This is a genomic window from Streptomyces sp. CLV115, from assembly GCF_038448545.1.
GTDB lineage: Bacteria > Actinomycetota > Actinomycetes > Streptomycetales > Streptomycetaceae > Streptomyces > Streptomyces sanglieri.
Window position 1 is genome coordinate 162404 of record NZ_JBCEWQ010000001.1, and the last position, 18339, is coordinate 180742.

Below are 18339 nucleotides of genomic sequence, written 5' to 3' on the forward strand. Positions count from 1 at the left end.
TCCCCGCCCGATGCCCGCGACGGCGGACGGAACATTAGACTCATCGGATCGGCATGCTCGACCAGCTCAATACGCAAGGAGGCACGGGTGGCTCTGCTGACCCGCATCGGTGGACCGCGTGACCTGGACCGGCTCACTCCCGAGCAGCTGGACCAGCTCGCCGAAGAGATCCGGACCTTCCTGGTCGACGCCGTATCGAAGACCGGTGGCCACCTCGGCCCCAACCTGGGTGTGGTCGAGCTGACCATCGCCCTGCACCGGGTCTTCGAGTCGCCGAAGGACAAGGTGCTGTTCGACACCGGCCACCAGAGCTATGTGCACAAGCTCCTCACCGGCCGGCAGGACTTCTCGAAGCTCAAGAGCAAGGGCGGCCTCTCCGGCTACCCCTCCCGTGCCGAGTCCGAGCACGACGTCATCGAGAACTCGCACGCCTCCACGGTCCTCGGCTGGGCCGACGGCCTCGCCAAGGCCAACGAGGTGCTGGGCAAGGACGACCACGTCGTCGCGGTCATCGGTGACGGCGCACTCACCGGCGGCATGGCCTGGGAGGCGCTGAACAACATCGCCGCCGCCAAGGACCGCCCGCTCGTCATCGTCGTCAACGACAACGAGCGCTCCTACGCGCCGACCATCGGCGGTCTCGCCAACCACCTCGCGACGCTGCGCACCACCGACGGCTACGAGCGTTTCCTGGCCCGCGGCAAGGACCTCCTGGAGCGCACCCCCGTCGTCGGGAAGCCGCTGTACGAGACACTGCACGGCGCCAAGAAGGGGCTGAAGGACTTCATCGCCCCGCAGGGCATGTTCGAGGACCTCGGCCTGAAGTACGTCGGCCCGATCGACGGCCACGACATCGAGGCCCTGGAGTCCGCGCTCCAGCGCGCCAAGCGCTTCGGCGGACCCGTCATCGTGCACTGCCTCACCGAGAAGGGCCGCGGCTACACCCCCGCCCTGCTCGACGAGGCGGACCGCTTCCACGCCGTCGGCAAGATCCACCCCGACACCGGCCTCCCGGTCGCCACCTCCGGCCTCGACTGGACCTCCGTCTTCGGCGAGGAGATGGTCAAGCTCGGCAAGGAGCGCGAGGACATCGTCGCGATCACCGCGGCCATGCTCCAGCCGGTCGGCCTGACCAAGTTCGAGAAGGCCTTCCCGGACCGGATCTACGACGTCGGCATCGCCGAGCAGCACGGCGCGGTCTCCGCGGCCGGCCTCGCCACCGGCGGACTGCACCCCGTCTTCGCGGTGTACGCCACCTTCCTCAACCGCGCCTTCGACCAGGTCCTGATGGACGTCGCGCTGCACAAGTGCGGTGTGACCTTCGTCCTGGACCGGGCCGGAGTCACCGGTACCGACGGCGCCTCGCACAACGGCATGTGGGACATGTCGATCCTGCAGTGCGTGCCCACCCTGCGGATCGCCGCCCCGCGCGACGCCGACCAGGTCCGCGCCCAGCTCCGCGAGGCCGTCGAGGTCGACGACGCACCGACCGTGGTCCGCTTCTCCAAGGGCGCGGTAGGCCCGGCGGTCAAGGCCGTCGGCAGGGTCGGCGGCATGGACGTGCTGCGCGAGCCCGGCACCACCCGTCCGGACGTACTGCTGGTCTCCGTCGGCGCACTCGCCCCGATGTGCCTGGAGATCGCCGAGCTGCTGGAGGCCCAGGGCATCTCGACGACCGTCGTCGACCCCCGCTGGGTCAAGCCCGTCGACGAGGCCATGGCCCCGCTCGCCGAGCGGCACCGGGTCGTCGTCACCGTCGAGGACAACAGCCGGGCCGGCGGCGTCGGCTCCGCCGTGGCCCAGGCCCTGCGCGACGCCGGGGTCGACGTGCCGCTGCGCGACTTCGGCATCCCGCCCCGCTTCCTCGACCACGCCTCCCGCAAGGAGGTCATGGCCGAGATCGGGCTGACCGCGCCGGACATCGCCCGCCAGGTCACCGGCCTGGTCGCCAAGCTGGACGGCCGCTTCGAGAGCGGCGCCGACAGCCGCTCCGTGATCGAGCCCGCCCGCGACTGACACCGGTACGGCCGATGGGCCGGTCGGGTCACCCTGTACGGGTGGTCCGACCGGCCCATTCGCGTGAAGTCGCCCGGTGCGCAGCGGTGTGCCGCCGGTGCGGTCCCAATCATGGCGTACACGACGAGTGCGTGGAGGTACGCCGGTGACTGCCCAGCAGGACACACCACCCAGCAGCGACGGACTGTTCCGGACCAAGACGGTCGAGCAGTCCATCCGCGACACCGAGGAGCCGGAGCACGCGCTGCGCAAGTCCCTCTCCGCCCTGGACCTCACGGTCTTCGGAGTGGGCGTCATCATCGGCACCGGCATCTTCGTCCTCACCGGCAAGGTGGCCAAGGAAACGGCGGGCCCCGCCACCGCACTCGCCTTCGTCGTCGCCGGTGTCGTCTGCGCGCTGGCGGCGCTCTGCTACGCCGAGTTCGCCTCCACCGTCCCGGTCGCCGGCTCCGCCTACACGTTCTCCTACGCCTCGCTCGGCGAACTGGTCGCCTGGATCATCGGCTGGGACCTGGTGCTGGAATTCGCGCTGGGCACGGCGGTGGTGGCGGTCGGCTGGTCCGGCTACGTCCGCTCACTGATGGACAACTTCGGCTGGCACATGCCCGACGTGCTCTCCGGAACGGATGTGGCGAAAGGATTCGGCTTCGACATCCTGGCCTTCGCCCTGGTGCTGGTCCTGACCGTGGTGCTGGTGCTCGGCATGAAGCTGTCCGCCCGGGTCACCACCGTCGTCGTCGCCATCAAGATCGCGGTGGTCCTGATCGTGATCGTCGCGGGGCTGTTCTTCGTGAAGGCCGCGAACTACTCGCCGTTCATCCCGGAGGCACAGCCGCAGACCTCGGGTTCCGGGCTGACCGCACCGCTGGTCCAGCTGATGTTCGGTTACGCCCCCACCAACTTCGGCGTCATGGGCATCTTCACCGCCGCCTCCGTCGTCTTCTTCGCCTTCATCGGCTTCGACGTGGTGGCCACCGCCGCCGAGGAGACCAAGCTTCCGCAACGTGACATGCCACGCGGCATCCTGGCCTCGCTCTTCATCTGCACCGTGCTCTACGTCGCCGTGTCCCTGGTGGTCACGGGCATGGAGCACTACACCGAACTGTCGGTGGAGGCCCCGCTGGCGGACGCCTTCAAGGCCGTCGGCCATCCCGTCTACGCCGGGCTGATCAGCTTCGGTGCCGCGATCGGTCTCACCACGGTCTGTCTGATCCTGCTGCTGGGACAGACCCGGGTCTTCTTCGCGATGAGCCGCGACGGGCTGCTCCCGAGGTTCTTCTCCAAGACCCACCCGAAGTTCGGCACCCCGTACCGCCCGACCATCCTGCTCGGCGTGATCATCGCGATCGTCGCGGGATTCACCAGCATCAACGAGCTGGCGACGCTGGTGAACATCGGCACGCTCTTCGCCTTCGTCGTCGTGGCCCTGGGCGTCATGGTGCTGCGCCGCACCCGCCCCGACCTCCACCGCGCCTTCCGTACCCCGTGGGTACCGCTGATCCCCGTCCTCTCGGTGATCGCGTCGGTGTGGCTGATGCTCAATCTGCCCGCGGAGACCTGGCTGCGGTTCGGCATCTGGATGGTCGTCGGCGTGGTCGTCTACTTCGCCTACGGACGCGGCCACAGCCGGATCAACGACCCCGTCGGCCGCCGCTCCTAGACGGGCCGGTGCGCGACGGGGTGCCGGGCGCACCGGCCGTCGGCCGTCGTCAGCCGCCGGTGGCGGGGGACTTCTTCGCGGACTCCGGGATCGTGCCGTCCTGGCGGATCGCCTTCCAGAGTTCGCCGGCCTGCGGCTCGGCCGCCACCACCCGGTTGCGGTCCTGCTTGTCGTACGCCACCGGAAGCATGATCGTTTCCATGTTGCCCGGGTCCACGCCGTTCATCGAACGCCCGAACTCCGCGAGGGACTTGAGCGAGGCGAGCCCCGCGTCGGTGGTCAGCGACCTGGTCGCCGAGCTGGCGATCCGGTACGACCTGGCCGGACTGCCCAGCAGGTCCTGCGACTTGACCTCGCTCAGCAGGGCGAGCAGGAACTGCTGCTGGAGCCCGATCCGGCCGAGGTCGCTGCCGTCCCCGATGCCGTGGCGCGTACGGACGTAGGCGAGGGACTCGGTGCCGTCGAGCTTGTGCGTGCCCTTGGTGAGGTCGAGGCCGGAGGACTTGTCGTGGATGTCCTGCGGGACATCGACGGTGACGCCCCCGATGGCGTCCACCAGATCCTTGAACCCGGCGAAGTTGATCTCCAGGTAGTGGTCGATCCGGACCTCGGACATCTTCTCGACGGTCTTGACCACACAGGCCGGACCGACCTGGGAGTAGACGGAGTTGAACATCACGCGGTTCGCCGACGGCACCGTCGAGCCGTCCGCCTTGGTGCACTCGGGCCGGGTGACCAGGGTGTCGCGGGGTATGGAGACGGCGACCGCCCTGGAGCGGCCCTCGGGAATGTGCACCACCATCGCGGTGTCGGACCGGGCACCGCTGACGTCACCGCCGCCGCCCAGCTCCTTGTTCTCGGCACCGGCCCGCGAATCGGAGCCGAGCACCAGCAGGTTCTGGCCGCTGGTCGGCAGCTTCTCGGGACGGTCCTCACCGAGCGCCTTGTCGATGTCCACGCCCTGGATGTTCCCGTCGAGGCGGCTGTAGAGCCAGTAGACGGTGCCACCGGCGGCGAGCAGCAGGACGAGCAGGACGCCGAGGGTGATCTTGAGGCCGCGGCGGCGCCTGCGAGGGCCTCCCCGCTGTTTCCGTCCGCCGCCGCGGGAGGCCGAACGCCCCTCACGGGTGCCCTGTGACATGCCGTCGTGGCTCATCGTGTGGAGTCCTCAAATCTCGTGGCCCGAGACGGACCGTGGAGTGCGTGGGACTCGGGTGGGGGGTGCGGCCGGTCCGTGCGTGCATGGCTGAGCGTGCACTATAGAACAGAGGATCGTGCGAATGGGTGTTTTGGCCCCCGGAATCATGATCTGTGCAGCCCGAACTACTATTCGTTCATGACTTGGTTGATCACGGGTGGGGCGGGCTTCATCGGAGCGCACGTCGTCCGCGCCATGCACGAGGCCGGCGAATCGGTCGCCGTGTACGACGACCTCTCCACGGGCGACCGCTCGCGCCTGCCCGCGGACGTCCCGTTCATCCGGGGCTCCACCCTCGACGCGGACCGCCTGCGGCACGCCTTCGCCGAGTTCCCGGTGCGCGGGGTGGTCCACCTCGCCGCGAAGAAGCAGGTGGCGGAGTCCGTCGAGCGCCCGCTGTTCTACTACCGGGAGAACGTGCAGGGCCTGCGGACCCTGCTGGAGGCCGCCGCGGACAACGCGGTGCGGGCGTTCCTCTTCTCGTCGTCGGCGGCCGTCTACGGCATGCCCGACGTGCCGCTCGTCACGGAATCGACCCCGTGCGCCCCGATCAACCCGTACGGCGAGACCAAGCTGACGGGCGAGTGGATGGTGCGTGCCGCCGGGAAGGCGCATGGCATCGCGACCGCCTCGATGCGGTACTTCAACGTGGCCGGGGCGGCCACCCCCGCCCTCGCCGACACAGGTGTCCACAACCTGGTGCCCATGGTCTTCGAGAGGCTGACGCAGGGGGCGGCCCCGGTGGTCTTCGGCGACGACTACGACACCGCGGACGGCACCTGCGTACGCGACTACATCCACGTCGACGACATCGCCTCGGCGCACCTCGCCGCGGCGCGGGCCCTCCTCGGCCGGGAGCCGGGCACCGACCTGACCGTCAACATCGGCCGGGGCGAGGGCGTCTCGGTGCGCGAGATGATCGAACTGATCGGTGAGGTGACGGGGTACGGCGCCGAGGCGGCCCCGGTCTCGGCGCCGCGCAGGGCGGGAGACCCGGCCAGTGTGGTCGCCTCGGCCGACCGGATCCGTGCCGAGCTGGGCTGGTCCGCCCGGCACGACGTCCGCGAGATGGTCGCCTCCGCGTGGGAGGGCTGGTGCCTCGGGCATCCCGCGGCGCGCCGCCCGGCTGGTGCCGACGGCCCGGCCTGAGCATGCCGTGGCTTGTTTATGATGTCTCGATCCAGCGCCCGTGACCTGCACGGGCCTGCTCACAGGGAGGGTGACGAACAGCGATGCGCAACACCTCCCCGCGTGAGGCGAAGCAGCGCGACGAGCCCGTGGCGGAGGCTTCCGCACGGCTCGACCGAGCCCTCGGCGGCCCCTGGCTGCTGATCGGACACGACGGCAGACTGACCGCGTACGTCCACGTCGAGGGCGCCGTGCTGCGCTGGACCGAGTCCGCTCCCGGCGGCCCGCGGTGGACGGGGCCGGACGTCCTGCCCGCGAAGGACATCGACCGGCTCACCGTGGTGCAGGGGAAGAATCGTTACGCCCATCTGCTGGGGCGCCGGGTCCGGCCGCGCGCCGACGGCTGGACGAACGTGGACGTCATGTACGCCACGCAGTACCAGACGGGCCGCCCGATGACGCAGTGGCGCTCGCTGGGCAACCCGTTCAAGGAGATCGACCAGGCGGTCGCGACCGGTGCCCCGGCCGCCGCCGTCGCCCGCGACGGAGCGCTGCACGTCTGCGTACCCACCGGAGCGGGCGGCGTCGCCCTGCGCCGTGAGGACAAGCGCGGCCGGTGGGAGGCCTGGACGCAGCTCCAGGTCTCCGGCGGCACCGACGGGCCGGTGCCCGCGGCGACCTCCTCGGGCCTGGTGGAGGTCCTCGTCCCCACCCGCACCGCCGCGCTGCGGCTCCGGCAGCCGGAGCCGGGCGGCGCCCTGGAGCGCGCACACGACGTGCCCGTGCCCCCGCTGCCCGGATCGGTGACCGCGCTGGAGACCGCGCCGGGCAGGCTGACGTACTACCTCACCGATGCGTGGGGGACCGGTGTCGTCGCGGTCCGGGAGGGCGGCCGGCCCGTACCGCTGGGGGGCAACCCCGCCGACGGCCGCATCGCCGCCGTCCGGACGACGGTCGACGGCTTCGACTGCACGGTGCTCGCGGTCCGCGGGGCCGACGGGACGGTCGGCCTCGGGGTCTGCGCGACCGAGGGCGAGCAGGCCGGCTTCTGGTGGACCGGCACGGGAAGGAGCTGCGCCGGCGACCCGGCACTGGCCGCCGACGGCCACGGAAGGACGGTCCTCGCGGCCCTCGGCGCCGACGGCGTGCTGGTCGTCGCACGCCAGGAGGACGGCCAGGGACTGACCCTCGGCGACTGGAGCCGGGTGTGAACACCCCGGGTCCGGCCCGGCGGGTGACGATCGTCGCCGCACGCCATCGCGAGGCGGTGGCACTCGTCGCGGCGGAGGGGCCCGGCGCTGAGCTGAGCGTTCTCTGCGTCGAGGAGGACGGCAGGGACGGCCGGGCGGCACTGGATCGCGCGCTCGCCGACGCGGAACGGCGCGGCTGCCGGGTCACCGGCGCACCCCGGACCGCCGGCGCGCCGGACGGCGGCGGCCACGCCGCGCTGCTCCGGGAGCTGCGCACGCTGAACCCGCAGCGGGTACGCCTGGCGGATCCCGATCCGGCGCATGTGTCGTACGACGAGGAGCGCGAACTCCCCGTCCACGACGAGCCGGCCGAGAACGCCGCCGCCGCGCTCACCGCGCTGGCCGCGGTCCGCGAGCTCCAGCTGGAATCGGGCACCCCGGTCTTCGTCGACTGTCACCGGGCCGGCGCGGACGAACGGTCCGGCGCCGCTTCGCAGCCGCGCTACCCGCACCCTGCGCACTGGCTGACCGAGGGATTCGACGGCAGGCTCTCCGCCTTCCTGCCCTCCGCCGCGGGCGTCGTGCGCTGGACGCAGCGCGAACCGGGCGGCACGGCCTGGCAGGGTCCGGAACTCCTCCCCGGCCCGCGGCTGATGCCCGGCCTCCGGGTGGTCCGGGACATGCACGGCTTCCCGCACCTGTTCGCACTCCGCAGGATCCCGCTCAAGGACGGCGGCGACGACGTCGCGGTGGTGCGGGCCACCCAGTACCGCACCGGGCACCCGCTCACCCCGTGGCACTCCCTGGGCAGCCCCAACTCCGGCAACCGGCACCGCAGCCGGGAGGTCGGCTTCCCGGCGGCCGCCTTCGACGGCACGGGCGGCCTCTTCGTCTTCGTACGCAACTTCGGGCACAGCGTGAGCTACCGGCACCAGGGGGCCGACGGCACCTGGACCCCCTGGCAGCATCTGCGCGGCGTCCGCGTGGCCGATGAGCTCGTCACCGTGACCACGGCCGGGGGAGAGACCGAACTCTTCGCCCGCGCCAGGGACTCCGCCGCCGTGCTGCGCTGGTACCGCTCGGGGCCCGACGGCGCCTGGACCGAGGACCGGACGGTGCCGTTCTCGCCGCGCCCGGGATCGTTGGCGCCCGGGCCCGAGCCCGGGACGGTTCTCTTCCGAGACCTGTGGACCAACGAGCCCTGCGTGTGGTGGCCCGGTGCGACGGGCCCGGTGCCGCTCGGCGGCGCCGACGAGGGCGCGGGGCCCGTCACCGGGGTCCGGGGCGTCGAGGCGGCCGGCCGGCCGTACTCCCTGCTGGTCCGGTCGGGCCCCGGCGGCTCCTGCGCCATGGGGGTGCACGCAGAGGGCCGGGCGGACGCCGGCGTCTGGTGGAACGCCCTTCCGGTGGATTCGGCCGTGCTGCCCGCAGCTGTCCGGGATCGTGCGGGTGTGGTCACCCTGGCGACGCTCACAGCCGGATCACAGTTGGGACTCGCTCACCGGGAGTCACTGTCGGACGGGTTCGAATGCGGTCGCTGGTACACAGTGTGACGATTTATCGCCCCTGATGATCTTTTTAGCCACTGGGTTGGCCGAAACCTGTTTAGTTTTTGATAAAGTCCGCGAATCCTTCATGTGAAGGGTTCGGGGGAGTCTCGTGAACATCCGGTTGCCCCCGGCTGTGTATGGATGGACGGGGGCCTGTCGCTGTCGTTCTCGTGACTGAGGGGTTATGGCCAAGCTGTCCTTGCGTGCTGTCCAGAAGCTCACCTGCAAGAAGCGTGACGCCTGGTGGACGGTGATCCTGGTCGATCCCGTGGCCACCCGCATGCTCATCGTGATGGCGCGGTTCAACTTCATCACGCCCAACCGCGTGACCTGGGCGGCACTGTTCGTCGGACTCGGTTCCGCCGGGTTCTTCCTCAAGGGCGACCCGCAGTCCCTGATCGTCGGGGCGGCGCTCTACCACCTGAGCTTCATCCTCGACTGCATCGACGGGAAGCTCGCGAGGCTCAAGGGCAACGGCACCGTCTTCGGCGGCTGGCTGGATTACGTCTTCGACCGCATCAGGGTGCTCTTCTGCGCCCTCGCCCTGATGGGCGGGCAGTACCTGCGCAACGGTGACGAAAGGTTTCTGCTCGCCGCGCTGCTGGTCGTCTTCCTCGACATGCTCCGCTACGTCGACGCCCTGCAGATCTACAAGATGCGCATGTCGATGCGGACGAGGATCGAGAAGGTCACCCGGGAACGCCAGGAGGCCGAACGCGCCGGGGACGACGGCCCGGCGGAGCCCGAGGCGCAGCAGATCCGCTTCATGGAGGACCTGCTGCGGGAGAACCCCGAGGCGGAGGCGGACGTGCTCAAGGAGCAGGCGGGCACCGGGCACGTAGTCGACCTGCACGCACAGTTCCGCCACCGCTTCCCCTGGTACCTGAGGGTGCGGCAGGCACTGCTGCGCAGCCGGATCAGGCCGCACCTCGTCAGCGGCATCGAGTTCCAGATGTTCGTCTTCATCGTCGGACCGCTGATCGGCCGGATCCTCCTGACCACGGTCGTCTCCGCGATCCTGCTGGGGATCTTCGAGCTGATCATCATGTACAAGTTCTGGCTCTCCACCCGCGACTTCACCCAGGTGATGGCCGAGCTGGCGCAGCCGCCGTCCGGCGCCGGCTCCATCGCCCCCCACCTCCACCGGGGCAGGCACCGCCGGGGCGGGCCGGGCGACCCGCTCGCCGCCCCGGAGTTCCAGGCACCGCCCGGCCACGAGGACCCCGGATTCCAGCCGTACCCCGGGCCCCGCCCCGCGTACGGGGCCCCGGACCAGCAGCCGACGCAGACGTTCCAGCCGCTGCCGACCCCCGCGTACCAGCAGATGACGCAGGCGTACCAGCAGGTGCGGGCGCAGGGCTACGACCGGCCGGTGCACGGAGCTCCCGGTGCCGTACCGCCCCACGGCTGCCCGGCAGACCGGGAGGGCGTCGGATGAACCACGAACAGGACACCCCCGACGTCTGGGTCACCGTCGTCATCCCCGCGTACAACGCGGCCACGACGATCGGCAAGGCGCTCCAGTCCGCCGTCAACCAGACCTACGAGCTGGTCGAGGTCGTCGTCGTGGACGACGCCTCCACGGACGGCACCCTCGACGTCGTGAAGAACTTCGCCGGGAACAACAACCGCGTCCGCGTGCTCCGCCGGCCCGTGAACAGCGGCGGCGTCGGCGCGCCCCGCAACCTGGGCATCGCACAGGCCGCGGGCCGGTACGTGATGTTCCTCGACGCCGACGACGAACTGCCGCCCCGCGCCTGCGAGCTGCTGCTGGCCGGTGCGCTGGAGAGCGGCAGCGACATCACCGCGGGCAGGGCCGTCCGGGTCAACCGGGCCACCGGCGAGAGCGAGGGCTGGGCCCCCGAGGTGTACGCGCTGGGGCGCACCGTCCCCGGCCTGGCGGAGTTCCCGCTGATGCTCACCGATCCGATCGCGGCGGCCAAGCTGTACCGGGTGGACTTCCTGCGCTCGGGCGGGGTCCGGTTCCCCGAGGGCGTCTTCTACGAGGACACGTACTTCTCCACCGTGGCGGGCTGCCTCGCCGACGGGATCACCGTCATCACCGACCCCGTCTACCGGTGGATGTGGGAGCCCGGGGGCGGATCGATCACCGGCCGCACGGGCGAGCTGCGCTCCATCCGCGACCGGGTCGCGGTGCACCGCGCCACCGACGCGTTCCTCCTGGACCGCGGCCTGTGGCAGCTCAAGGTCCGCAAGGACTCGAAGTTCCTCGCGCACGACCTGCGCCTGTACATGCGGGCACTGGCGGAGGGCGACCCGGAGTTCCAGCAGGGATTCACCGAGATCGCGGGCAGCTACCTCTTCTCCATCAGCGAGGAGGCGTTCGAGCTGTGCGACCCGGTCGACCGGGTCAGGGCCTACTTCGTCATGTACCAGGAGACCGAGGCCGCGCTCACCACGCTCGACTACGTGCAGCGCAAGAGCGTGCTGTCGTCCTTCCTCGTGGAGGAGGACGGCCGGGTGTACTGGTCGGGCGACCATCTGCACCTGCCGGACGCCCGGCGCATGCTCGATGTGACGGAGCTGGGCCTCTCGGCGGCCGGGCTCGCCCAGGAACCGCTCTTCGCCCAGCTCGACACCTGGTCCGTGGCCGACGGGAAGCTCCGCTTCGAGGGCCGGCTGGTCAACCGGTTCGGCCGGATCGAGCCCGGACACGACCTCCGGCTGACCCTCGCCGTACGCAACCGGCACACGAAGAAGGACGTCACGGTCCCGGTCGACGGCGTCGGTGTCGACGAACGGTTCGTCGGCTTCGGCGGCACCGTCGATCTGCCGGCCGTGCTCGGCGACGGGTTCTCCGAGAGCACGGTCTGGAACGTCTCGGTCGTCGTCGAGTGGCACCGGGCCAGGTCCCGCTCCCCGCTCAACGTGCGCGACGTGGACCTCTCCGGGCTGACCTTCCGGGCGAACGGGGAGCAGCTGGAGGGCTACCGCACGATCAGCGGCAACCTCGCCCTGCGGGCGGCCACGGCCGGCCGCAGGACCTTCGAGTCCGCGCAGAACGACCCCGACGCGCCCTGGATGTGGTGGCGCGACCGGATCCACCCGCCGATCGCCCGTCTCGACCATCCCCTTGAGATGGCCGTCGTCGTGCCCTGCTACAACGTGGCCGAGTACCTGGACGACTGCCTCGGCTCGATCGCGGCCCAGGAGGGGTTCGCCGCCACCCAGGTCATCCTGGTCGACGACGGCGCCACCGACGAGACGCCCCGGATCCTCGACGACTTCGCCCGGCACTACGCCAATGTGACCGTCGTCCACCAGACCAACGGCGGACTCGGCAACGCCCGGAACAACGGCCTGGACCGGGTCACCACGCCCTACGTCACCTTCCTCGACTCCGACGACATCCTCGGCGAGCGCGCCCTGTCCCACATGCTCCAGGCGGCCTGGCGGGACGGCTCCGAACTGGTCGTGGGCGACCTGGTGAACTTTCCCGACCGGCCCTACGGCCCGTGGAAGCAGTACTTCGGCCAGGGCGACCGCCGCATCGACGACTTCGCCTCCGTGCCCGATCTGATCTTCAGCGGATCCGCGTGCAACAAGCTCTTCAGCACCCGGCTGCTGCGCCGGCTCGGGGTGCGCTTCGGCGAGGGCGTCCACTTCGAGGACTCCTGGGTGACGCTGCCCAGCATGCTGCGGGCCAACGCCATCAGCCTGGTCGACCGCCCGGTGTACTACTACCGGGGGCGCCCCGACGGGTCCTCCATCATGGACTCCCTGTGGAGCAAGCCGGCGAACTACCGGGACCACCTGCGCCTCAACCACTTCCTGCTGGACTACACCGCCACCGAGCGGGCCGACGTCCGGCACATGTTCCAGCGCTATGCGGCCCGCACCTACAAGGGCTTCCTGTGCAACGCCCGCAACGTCATGGGCCGGACGCAGCTGGAGGAGATGTTCCCGGGCATCTGCCGCCACTACACGCAGATACCCGACGAGGTCATCCTCGAATACGCGACCAACCCCGCCCAGCAGCTCGACCACTACGCCGCGAAGAGCGGCAACTTCGAGCTGTTCTGCGACCCGGAAACGGCGCTGGAGAACGCCACACCGGTGCTGGAGATCGACGACGACGGCTTCCACCGCACCTTCCCCGGTGGTACCCACAGCACCCGTACCGCCCGCGTCAACGACCCCAACGTCGTCGTCGAATCGGTCCGCACCCGGGGCGATGTGCTGGTCGTGGAGGGCTGCATGGCCTTCCCCGGCATGGACATCGACGGCCCCATGGACAACCCCCTGGAGCTCGTCCACCAGACCGCGCACGCCAAGATCGCCGTACCGCTGCGCCAGGTCGCCCGCCGCGACCTGTGGAACACCCGCGACGGCCGCGACCTGTACGCAGGCTGGTACGCGGAGATTCCGGTCGCGGACCTGGCGCGCGGCGGATTCGGGGTCGGCGACTTCCGGCTCCGGGTGCACCGTGTGGACCGCACACGGCAGCGCAACGTCGTCATGAAGGCCCGCCTCCCGCTGCACCGGCTGAAGGGCCCCGGCCGGATCGCCGGCCACCCCTACATGCTGACCATCGGCGGTGGGGACGCGCTGCACCTGCGCCTGGTCGACCGGAAGCCCGTCGCGCGGGCGAAGCACGCCCTGTGGCGGACGGCCCGCGAGATCCGCATCCTCAAGACCCGCAACCCGGGCTGGCGCATGCGCCTCGCCTACTGGCTCACGTACCCGTTCCTCGACTCCCGTGAGATCTGGCTCATCGGCGAACGGTCGGACACGGCCCAGGACAACTCGTACCACTTCTTCAAGTGGATGCGGACCCACCGCAAGCGGCGCAAGGCGTACTACGTCATCGACGGGAACTCCCCCGACTACCGCAAGGTCGCCCCGTACGGCCGGGTGATCAAGCTCGGTTCGTTCAAGCACCGGATGTATCTGCTGCACGCGACCAAGCTGATCGGTTCGTACGACTCCGAGTCCTACCTGGTGCCCGAGGGCTACCGGAAGGCGCTCTTCCTGCACCGGTTCGGCGAGCTCCTGAAGTACCAGCGGGTCTTCCTCCAGCACGGGATCGTCTACAACGACGTGACCTCCGGCGTGGACCAGCGGATCACCGGTTACGACATGATCGTGACCACCGGCCGTCAGGAGCGCGCCTACCTGGCGGAGGAGGCCGGCTTCGGCGACCGCGCGGTACTGGCGGGCCTGCCCAGGTTCGACGCGCTGCGGCGGGAGCCGGGAGCGCGTCCGCGCATCCTGCTCATGCCGACCTGGCGGCAGTGGATCGTCACCGCCTCCTACAAGAAGTCCGCGGGCCCGGCCAAGACCGCCTTCACCCAGTCCGAGTACTTCCGGTTCTACCGCTCGCTGCTCGCCGACCGCCGGCTCGCCGCGGCCCTGGAGCACTTCGGCGTCGACCTGGAGTTCTTCCCGCACTACGAGATCCGGCCCCACCTGCACAACTTCCGGATCGACTCGCCCGCGATCGAGGTCGCCGACCCCGGTACGCGCAATGTCCAGGAAGCCATGAAGGAGTGCTCCCTGATGGTCACGGACTACTCCTCCGTCTTCTTCGACGTGGCCTACATGGGGATCCCGCTGGTCCATGTGCCCTTCGACGAGGAGGACTTCTACGGACGGCACTACAAGCGGGGCTACTTCGAACTGACGGAGCACGGCTTCGGCCCGGTCTGCCGGACGGTCGACCGGGCCGTCGACGAGATCATCGCCTCGATGGCCAGGGGCTTCACCGTCGAGAGCCCCTACCGGGAGCGTGCGGAGGAGTTCTTCGCGTACCGCGGCGAGGGCAACTGCGAGCGGGTGTACGGGGCGATCGACGCCCTGGGCACGGCGAACGCCGCCGATCTCGGCCCCGCAGGCCCCGTCGCCGCGCTGCCCGCCACCCGGACACACCGGGACGAGGACCTGAGCGGCGCACCGGACGCGGGCCCGGTGGCCCTGGACCTGGCGGCCCGGGGAACGTACGAGGACGGGTGGGACCGTGCCGTCTGACCGGAACGCACGACAGGGCGGGCCCCGCCGGACCTTCCTCGCGGGCGGCTTTGCCACGGTGAGAACCGTGGCTTCCGGATCGCCCCGCCGCCCCCGCGGGGACGGGGCACGACGGTGGCTCCCGGGCGACGCGTGGTGCTGACGGACCTCACCGACGGGCTGGGCGAGCACGTCGGGCCGGCCGGGGCCGGACCCGCCCGGCACGGGGTGACGAGCGTCGGGCCGGACGGAGCGGTGACGTACCACCCGGCCGACGCGGACCCGGGCCACGACTGGTTCGACCATGTGCTCGACGCGGGCGGCGGCCGGCCGGTCCCCGGCCGGGTGACGGTCCGCGTCGGAGACCTCGGCGTGACGCCCGGTCTGCTCGCAGGCCGGCCGCCGGGGCCGTGGGACCGCACCGGGACCGCCGCGTGCGGCGGTGTGCGGCCCGGGCCTGCCACGGTCCCGTCCGGCGGCGACGGACGCGAGCCGTGGCAGCGGTGAACGGCTCGTACGTCGGCACCGCCGCCGGGGGAGCGAGAATGGACGTGTCCGCCACAGCATCAGCACGCCGACCGGAGAAGGAGTGAGCGAGCGGTGAAGCCCGCGGTTCCGCTGTACCAGGCCAAGGCCGAGTTCTTCCGGATGCTCGGGCACCCGGTACGCATCCGGGTACTGGAACTTCTCCAGGACGGTCCGATGCCGGTACGGGACCTGCTCGCCGAGATCGGGATCGAGCCGGCCGCGCTGTCCCAGCAACTGGCGGTCCTGCGCCGCTCGGGCATCGTGACCGCGACCCGCGAGGGCTCGACGGTGGTGTACGAACTGGCCGGCGGCGACGTCGCCGAACTGATGCGCGCGGCACGGCGGATCCTGACGCAGATGCTGGCCGGGCAGAACGAACTGCTGGCCGAGCTGCGGGAAGCCGAGGTCACGGCCCGGTGAGCACTCTCCTGGCGAAGGGCGGTGCCCGGCTGCGGTCGCTGCTGCCTTCGCGTGCCGATCTGGCGGCGATGGGCCGTGATCCGCGCCGAGACCTGCTGGCCGGGCTGACGGTGGCCGTCGTGGCGCTGCCGCTCGCGCTGGGCTTCGGGGTCTCCTCCGGCCTGGGCGCCGAGGCCGGGCTGGCCACCGCCGTGGTCGCGGGTGCGGTGGCCGCCGTCTTCGGCGGCTCCGGCCTCCAGGTGTCCGGGCCGACCGGGGCGATGACGGTGGTGCTGGTGCCGATCGTCGCCCGGTACGGCACCGGTGGTGTGCTGATGGCCGGGCTGATCGCCGGGCTGATGCTGCTCGGCCTCGCCGTCGCCCGGGCCGGGCGGTACATGGCGTACATTCCCGCCTCGGTGGTGGAGGGCTTCACCCTGGGCATCGCGTGTGTGATCGCCCTCCAGCAGGTCCCGAACGCGCTCGGGGTGACCGGGCCGGAGGGCGACAAGGTACTCGTGGTGACCCGGCACGCCGTCGAGGCGTTCGTGAGGTCCCCGGATCCGACCGCCCCGGCGCTGGCCGCCGGGGTGGTCGTGGTGATGCTGGCGGGGGCCCGCCTGCGGCCGGGCATCCCGTTCTCGATCGTCGCGGTGATCGCCGCGACCCTCGTGACGCAGCTCTTCCATCTGGACGCCGCCCCGATCGGGGAGCTCCCGGCGGGGCTGCCCGCCCCTTCGCTCGGCTTCGTCGATCCGTCCGCGCTGGGCTCGCTGCTGGCCCCGGCGGTCGCGGTCGCCGCCCTGGCGGCGCTGGAGTCCCTGCTGTCCGCGCAGGTCGCCGACGGCATGACGGTCGGCCGGAGGCACGACCCCGACAAGGAACTGTTCGGGCAGGGGCTGGCGAACATCGCCGCCCCGCTGTTCGGCGGAGTGCCCGCGACCGGCGCGATCGCCCGCACCGCGGTCAACGTCCGCACCGGCGCCTCCTCCCGGCTCGCCGCCCTCTGCCACGCCGCCGTGCTCGCGGTCATCGTGTTCGCCGCCGCCCCGCTGGTCTCCAGGATTCCGCTGGCCGCGCTGGCCGGGGTGCTGATCGCGACCGCGGTCCGCATGGTCGAGGTCGGCTCGCTGCGGGCCATGGCGAGGGCCACCCGCGCGGACGCGACCGTCCTGGTGCTGACCGCGGTGGCGACCCTGGCCCTGGACCTCGTGTACGCGGTCGTCATCGGCCTGGTCGTCGCCGGGGCGCTGGCGCTGCGGGCGGTGGCCCGCCAGGCACGGATGGACCGGGTGGACCTCCGGCCCGACCTGCCCGGCGACCACGGCGAGGAGGAACACGCGCTGCTGGCCGAGCACATCGTCGCGTACCGCATCGACGGGCCGCTGTTCTTCGCCGGTGCCCACCGCTTCCTCCTCGAACTGTCCGAGGTCTCCGACGTCCGCGTGGTGATCCTGCGGATGTCGCGGGTCACCACCCTGGACGCCACCGGCGCGCTCGTGCTCAGGGACGCCGTGGAGCGGCTCGACCGGCGCGGCATCGCCGTACTCACATCCGGCATCCGCCCCGGTCAGCGCCAGGCACTGGACTCCGTCGGCGCTCTGGAGCTGCTGCGGGCAAAGGGCCGGGAGTACGCCACCACGCCGGAGGCGATCGCCGGAGCCCGCAGCCACTTGCAGCGGGCCGGGCTGCTGCCCGCCGCGCCCGGCCGGAACGCTCCGGTCACCGACCGGACCGGCCCCGTCCCCCACGAAACCCACGACACCCTCGTCGACATCCACCCGGAGGCGAAGTGAGCACCGGGCTCGAAGCCCTCCCGTACCGGCATGTGCTGACCGTGCCCGCCATGGGGCCGGCCGTCCGCATCGCCCGCGAGACCACCGAGCAGGTCCTGGCGGAGTGGGGGGTCGGCCGCCGCCACCCCTGCGTGGATCCGGCCCTGCTGATGGTCGCGGAGCTGGTCACCAACAGCGTCCGGCACGCCGCGGAACTCTCCCCGAGCCTGACGGTCGTCTTCGCGGGCGGCCCGGACACCTTCGCGTTCGCCGTCCACGACCGTCACCCCCACCAACCCGTCCTGCACACCGAGTTCACCGGCTCCGGCACCGGCTCCGGAGGGCTGGCGACCGTCGTCGAGCTCACTCTCCGGCTCGGCGGCAGCGCCGTCGTCCGCCCGGACGCGGACGGGCTCGGCAAGAGCATCTGGATCACCCTGCCCCTGTAGCGGCTCGCCCACGGCAGTGGCGCGGCGACCCGACAGCCCGGACAACCCGAACAGCAAGGAAAGACCGATGAGCGACATCGTGGTGAAGGACAGCAACGGCACCGCCCTGGAGCACGGCGACTCCGTCACGCTGGCCAAGGACCTGAAGGTCAAGGGGACGTCCGAGACCCTCAAGCGCGGCACCCTGGTGAAGAACATCCGGCTCACCGGCCGGGCCGACGAGGTCGAGTGCAGCACCAGGAAGGTCAAGGGGCTGGTCCTGAAGACCCGGTTCCTGAAGAAGGCCTGAACCGGCGCGGGTGCCCGCCGCGCGATCATCGGCCCCGTTCCCGGCTCCGGGGACGGGGCCGCGCACATCGCGCACCGCCGTCGTCAGGTCACGGCCTGGTCCGGGCATCGGCGGTGTGCAACTCGTCCAGCAGGCCCTGCTGGCCGGCCAGCATTTCCGTCAGGATCCGCCGTGCCGCGCGCATCAGTTC

The 18339-nt window shown here is 71.2% G+C and carries 13 protein-coding genes and 1 pseudogene; 12 read left to right on the top strand and 2 right to left on the bottom strand.

Going from position 1 to position 18339, the window contains the following annotated elements:
• Window positions 1–87 precede the first annotated feature (87 nt).
• Both dxs and AADR41_RS00615 read left to right on the top strand, forming a co-directional pair.
• The gene (gene dxs, locus AADR41_RS00610; RefSeq protein WP_342279354.1) at window positions 88–2016 is read left to right on the top strand and encodes a 1-deoxy-D-xylulose-5-phosphate synthase; all 1929 of its coding nucleotides are present in this window, start codon (window positions 88–90) and stop codon (window positions 2014–2016) included.
• A 145-nt stretch (window positions 2017–2161) separates the two neighbouring features.
• Window positions 2162–3676, top strand: a complete 1515-nt coding sequence (locus AADR41_RS00615) for an amino acid permease (RefSeq protein WP_342279355.1) — start codon at window positions 2162–2164, stop codon at window positions 3674–3676.
• A gap of 49 nt (window positions 3677–3725) precedes the next feature.
• Here AADR41_RS00615 and AADR41_RS00620 read toward each other — a convergent pair whose 3' ends face one another.
• On the bottom strand, window positions 3726–4832 hold the full coding sequence (locus tag AADR41_RS00620; RefSeq protein WP_342279356.1) for an LCP family protein: 1107 nt from the start codon (window positions 4830–4832) through the stop codon (window positions 3726–3728).
• 180 nt (window positions 4833–5012) lie between these two features.
• Between AADR41_RS00620 and galE the strand changes: the two genes are divergently transcribed.
• From galE to AADR41_RS00670, 10 genes are all read left to right on the top strand, one after another.
• Window positions 5013–6023 carry a UDP-glucose 4-epimerase GalE gene (gene galE, locus AADR41_RS00625; RefSeq protein WP_342279357.1) on the top strand — a complete coding sequence of 337 codons (1011 nt, stop codon included), beginning with the start codon at window positions 5013–5015 and terminating at the stop codon, window positions 6021–6023.
• A gap of 83 nt (window positions 6024–6106) precedes the next feature.
• Window positions 6107–7213, top strand: coding sequence for a hypothetical protein (locus AADR41_RS00630; RefSeq protein ID WP_342279358.1), 1107 nt, complete (start codon window positions 6107–6109; stop codon window positions 7211–7213).
• Window positions 7210–8745, top strand: a complete 1536-nt coding sequence (locus tag AADR41_RS00635) for a hypothetical protein (protein WP_342279359.1) — start codon at window positions 7210–7212, stop codon at window positions 8743–8745. Before AADR41_RS00630 ends, AADR41_RS00635 begins: the two co-directional genes overlap by 4 nt.
• A gap of 181 nt (window positions 8746–8926) precedes the next feature.
• Window positions 8927–10180: a CDP-alcohol phosphatidyltransferase family protein gene (locus AADR41_RS00640; RefSeq protein WP_342279360.1), complete on the top strand. Its 1254-nt coding sequence runs from the start codon at window positions 8927–8929 to the stop codon at window positions 10178–10180.
• The gene (locus tag AADR41_RS00645; RefSeq protein WP_342279361.1) at window positions 10177–14730 is read left to right on the top strand and encodes a bifunctional glycosyltransferase/CDP-glycerol:glycerophosphate glycerophosphotransferase; all 4554 of its coding nucleotides are present in this window, start codon (window positions 10177–10179) and stop codon (window positions 14728–14730) included. The genes AADR41_RS00640 and AADR41_RS00645 overlap by 4 nt, the downstream gene beginning before the upstream one ends.
• 114 nt (window positions 14731–14844) lie before the next feature.
• Entirely contained in the window at window positions 14845–15216 is a 372-nt protein-coding gene (locus AADR41_RS00650; protein WP_342279362.1) for a hypothetical protein, read from the top strand.
• A gap of 93 nt (window positions 15217–15309) precedes the next feature.
• On the top strand, window positions 15310–15657 hold the full coding sequence (locus AADR41_RS00655) for an ArsR/SmtB family transcription factor (protein WP_342279363.1): 348 nt from the start codon (window positions 15310–15312) through the stop codon (window positions 15655–15657).
• Entirely contained in the window at window positions 15654–17432 is a 1779-nt protein-coding gene (locus tag AADR41_RS00660) for a SulP family inorganic anion transporter (RefSeq protein ID WP_342279364.1), read from the top strand. The genes AADR41_RS00655 and AADR41_RS00660 overlap by 4 nt, the downstream gene beginning before the upstream one ends.
• Entirely contained in the window at window positions 17429–17860 is a 432-nt protein-coding gene (locus AADR41_RS00665; RefSeq protein WP_342279365.1) for an ATP-binding protein, read from the top strand. Before AADR41_RS00660 ends, AADR41_RS00665 begins: the two co-directional genes overlap by 4 nt.
• A 67-nt stretch (window positions 17861–17927) precedes the next feature.
• On the top strand, window positions 17928–18149 hold the full coding sequence (locus AADR41_RS00670; protein ID WP_342279366.1) for an alkylphosphonate utilization protein: 222 nt from the start codon (window positions 17928–17930) through the stop codon (window positions 18147–18149).
• An 88-nt stretch (window positions 18150–18237) separates the two neighbouring features.
• Here the strand turns inward: AADR41_RS00670 and AADR41_RS00675 are convergent.
• Window positions 18238–18339: pseudogene (locus AADR41_RS00675) on the bottom strand (transcriptional regulator); the annotation flags it as partial.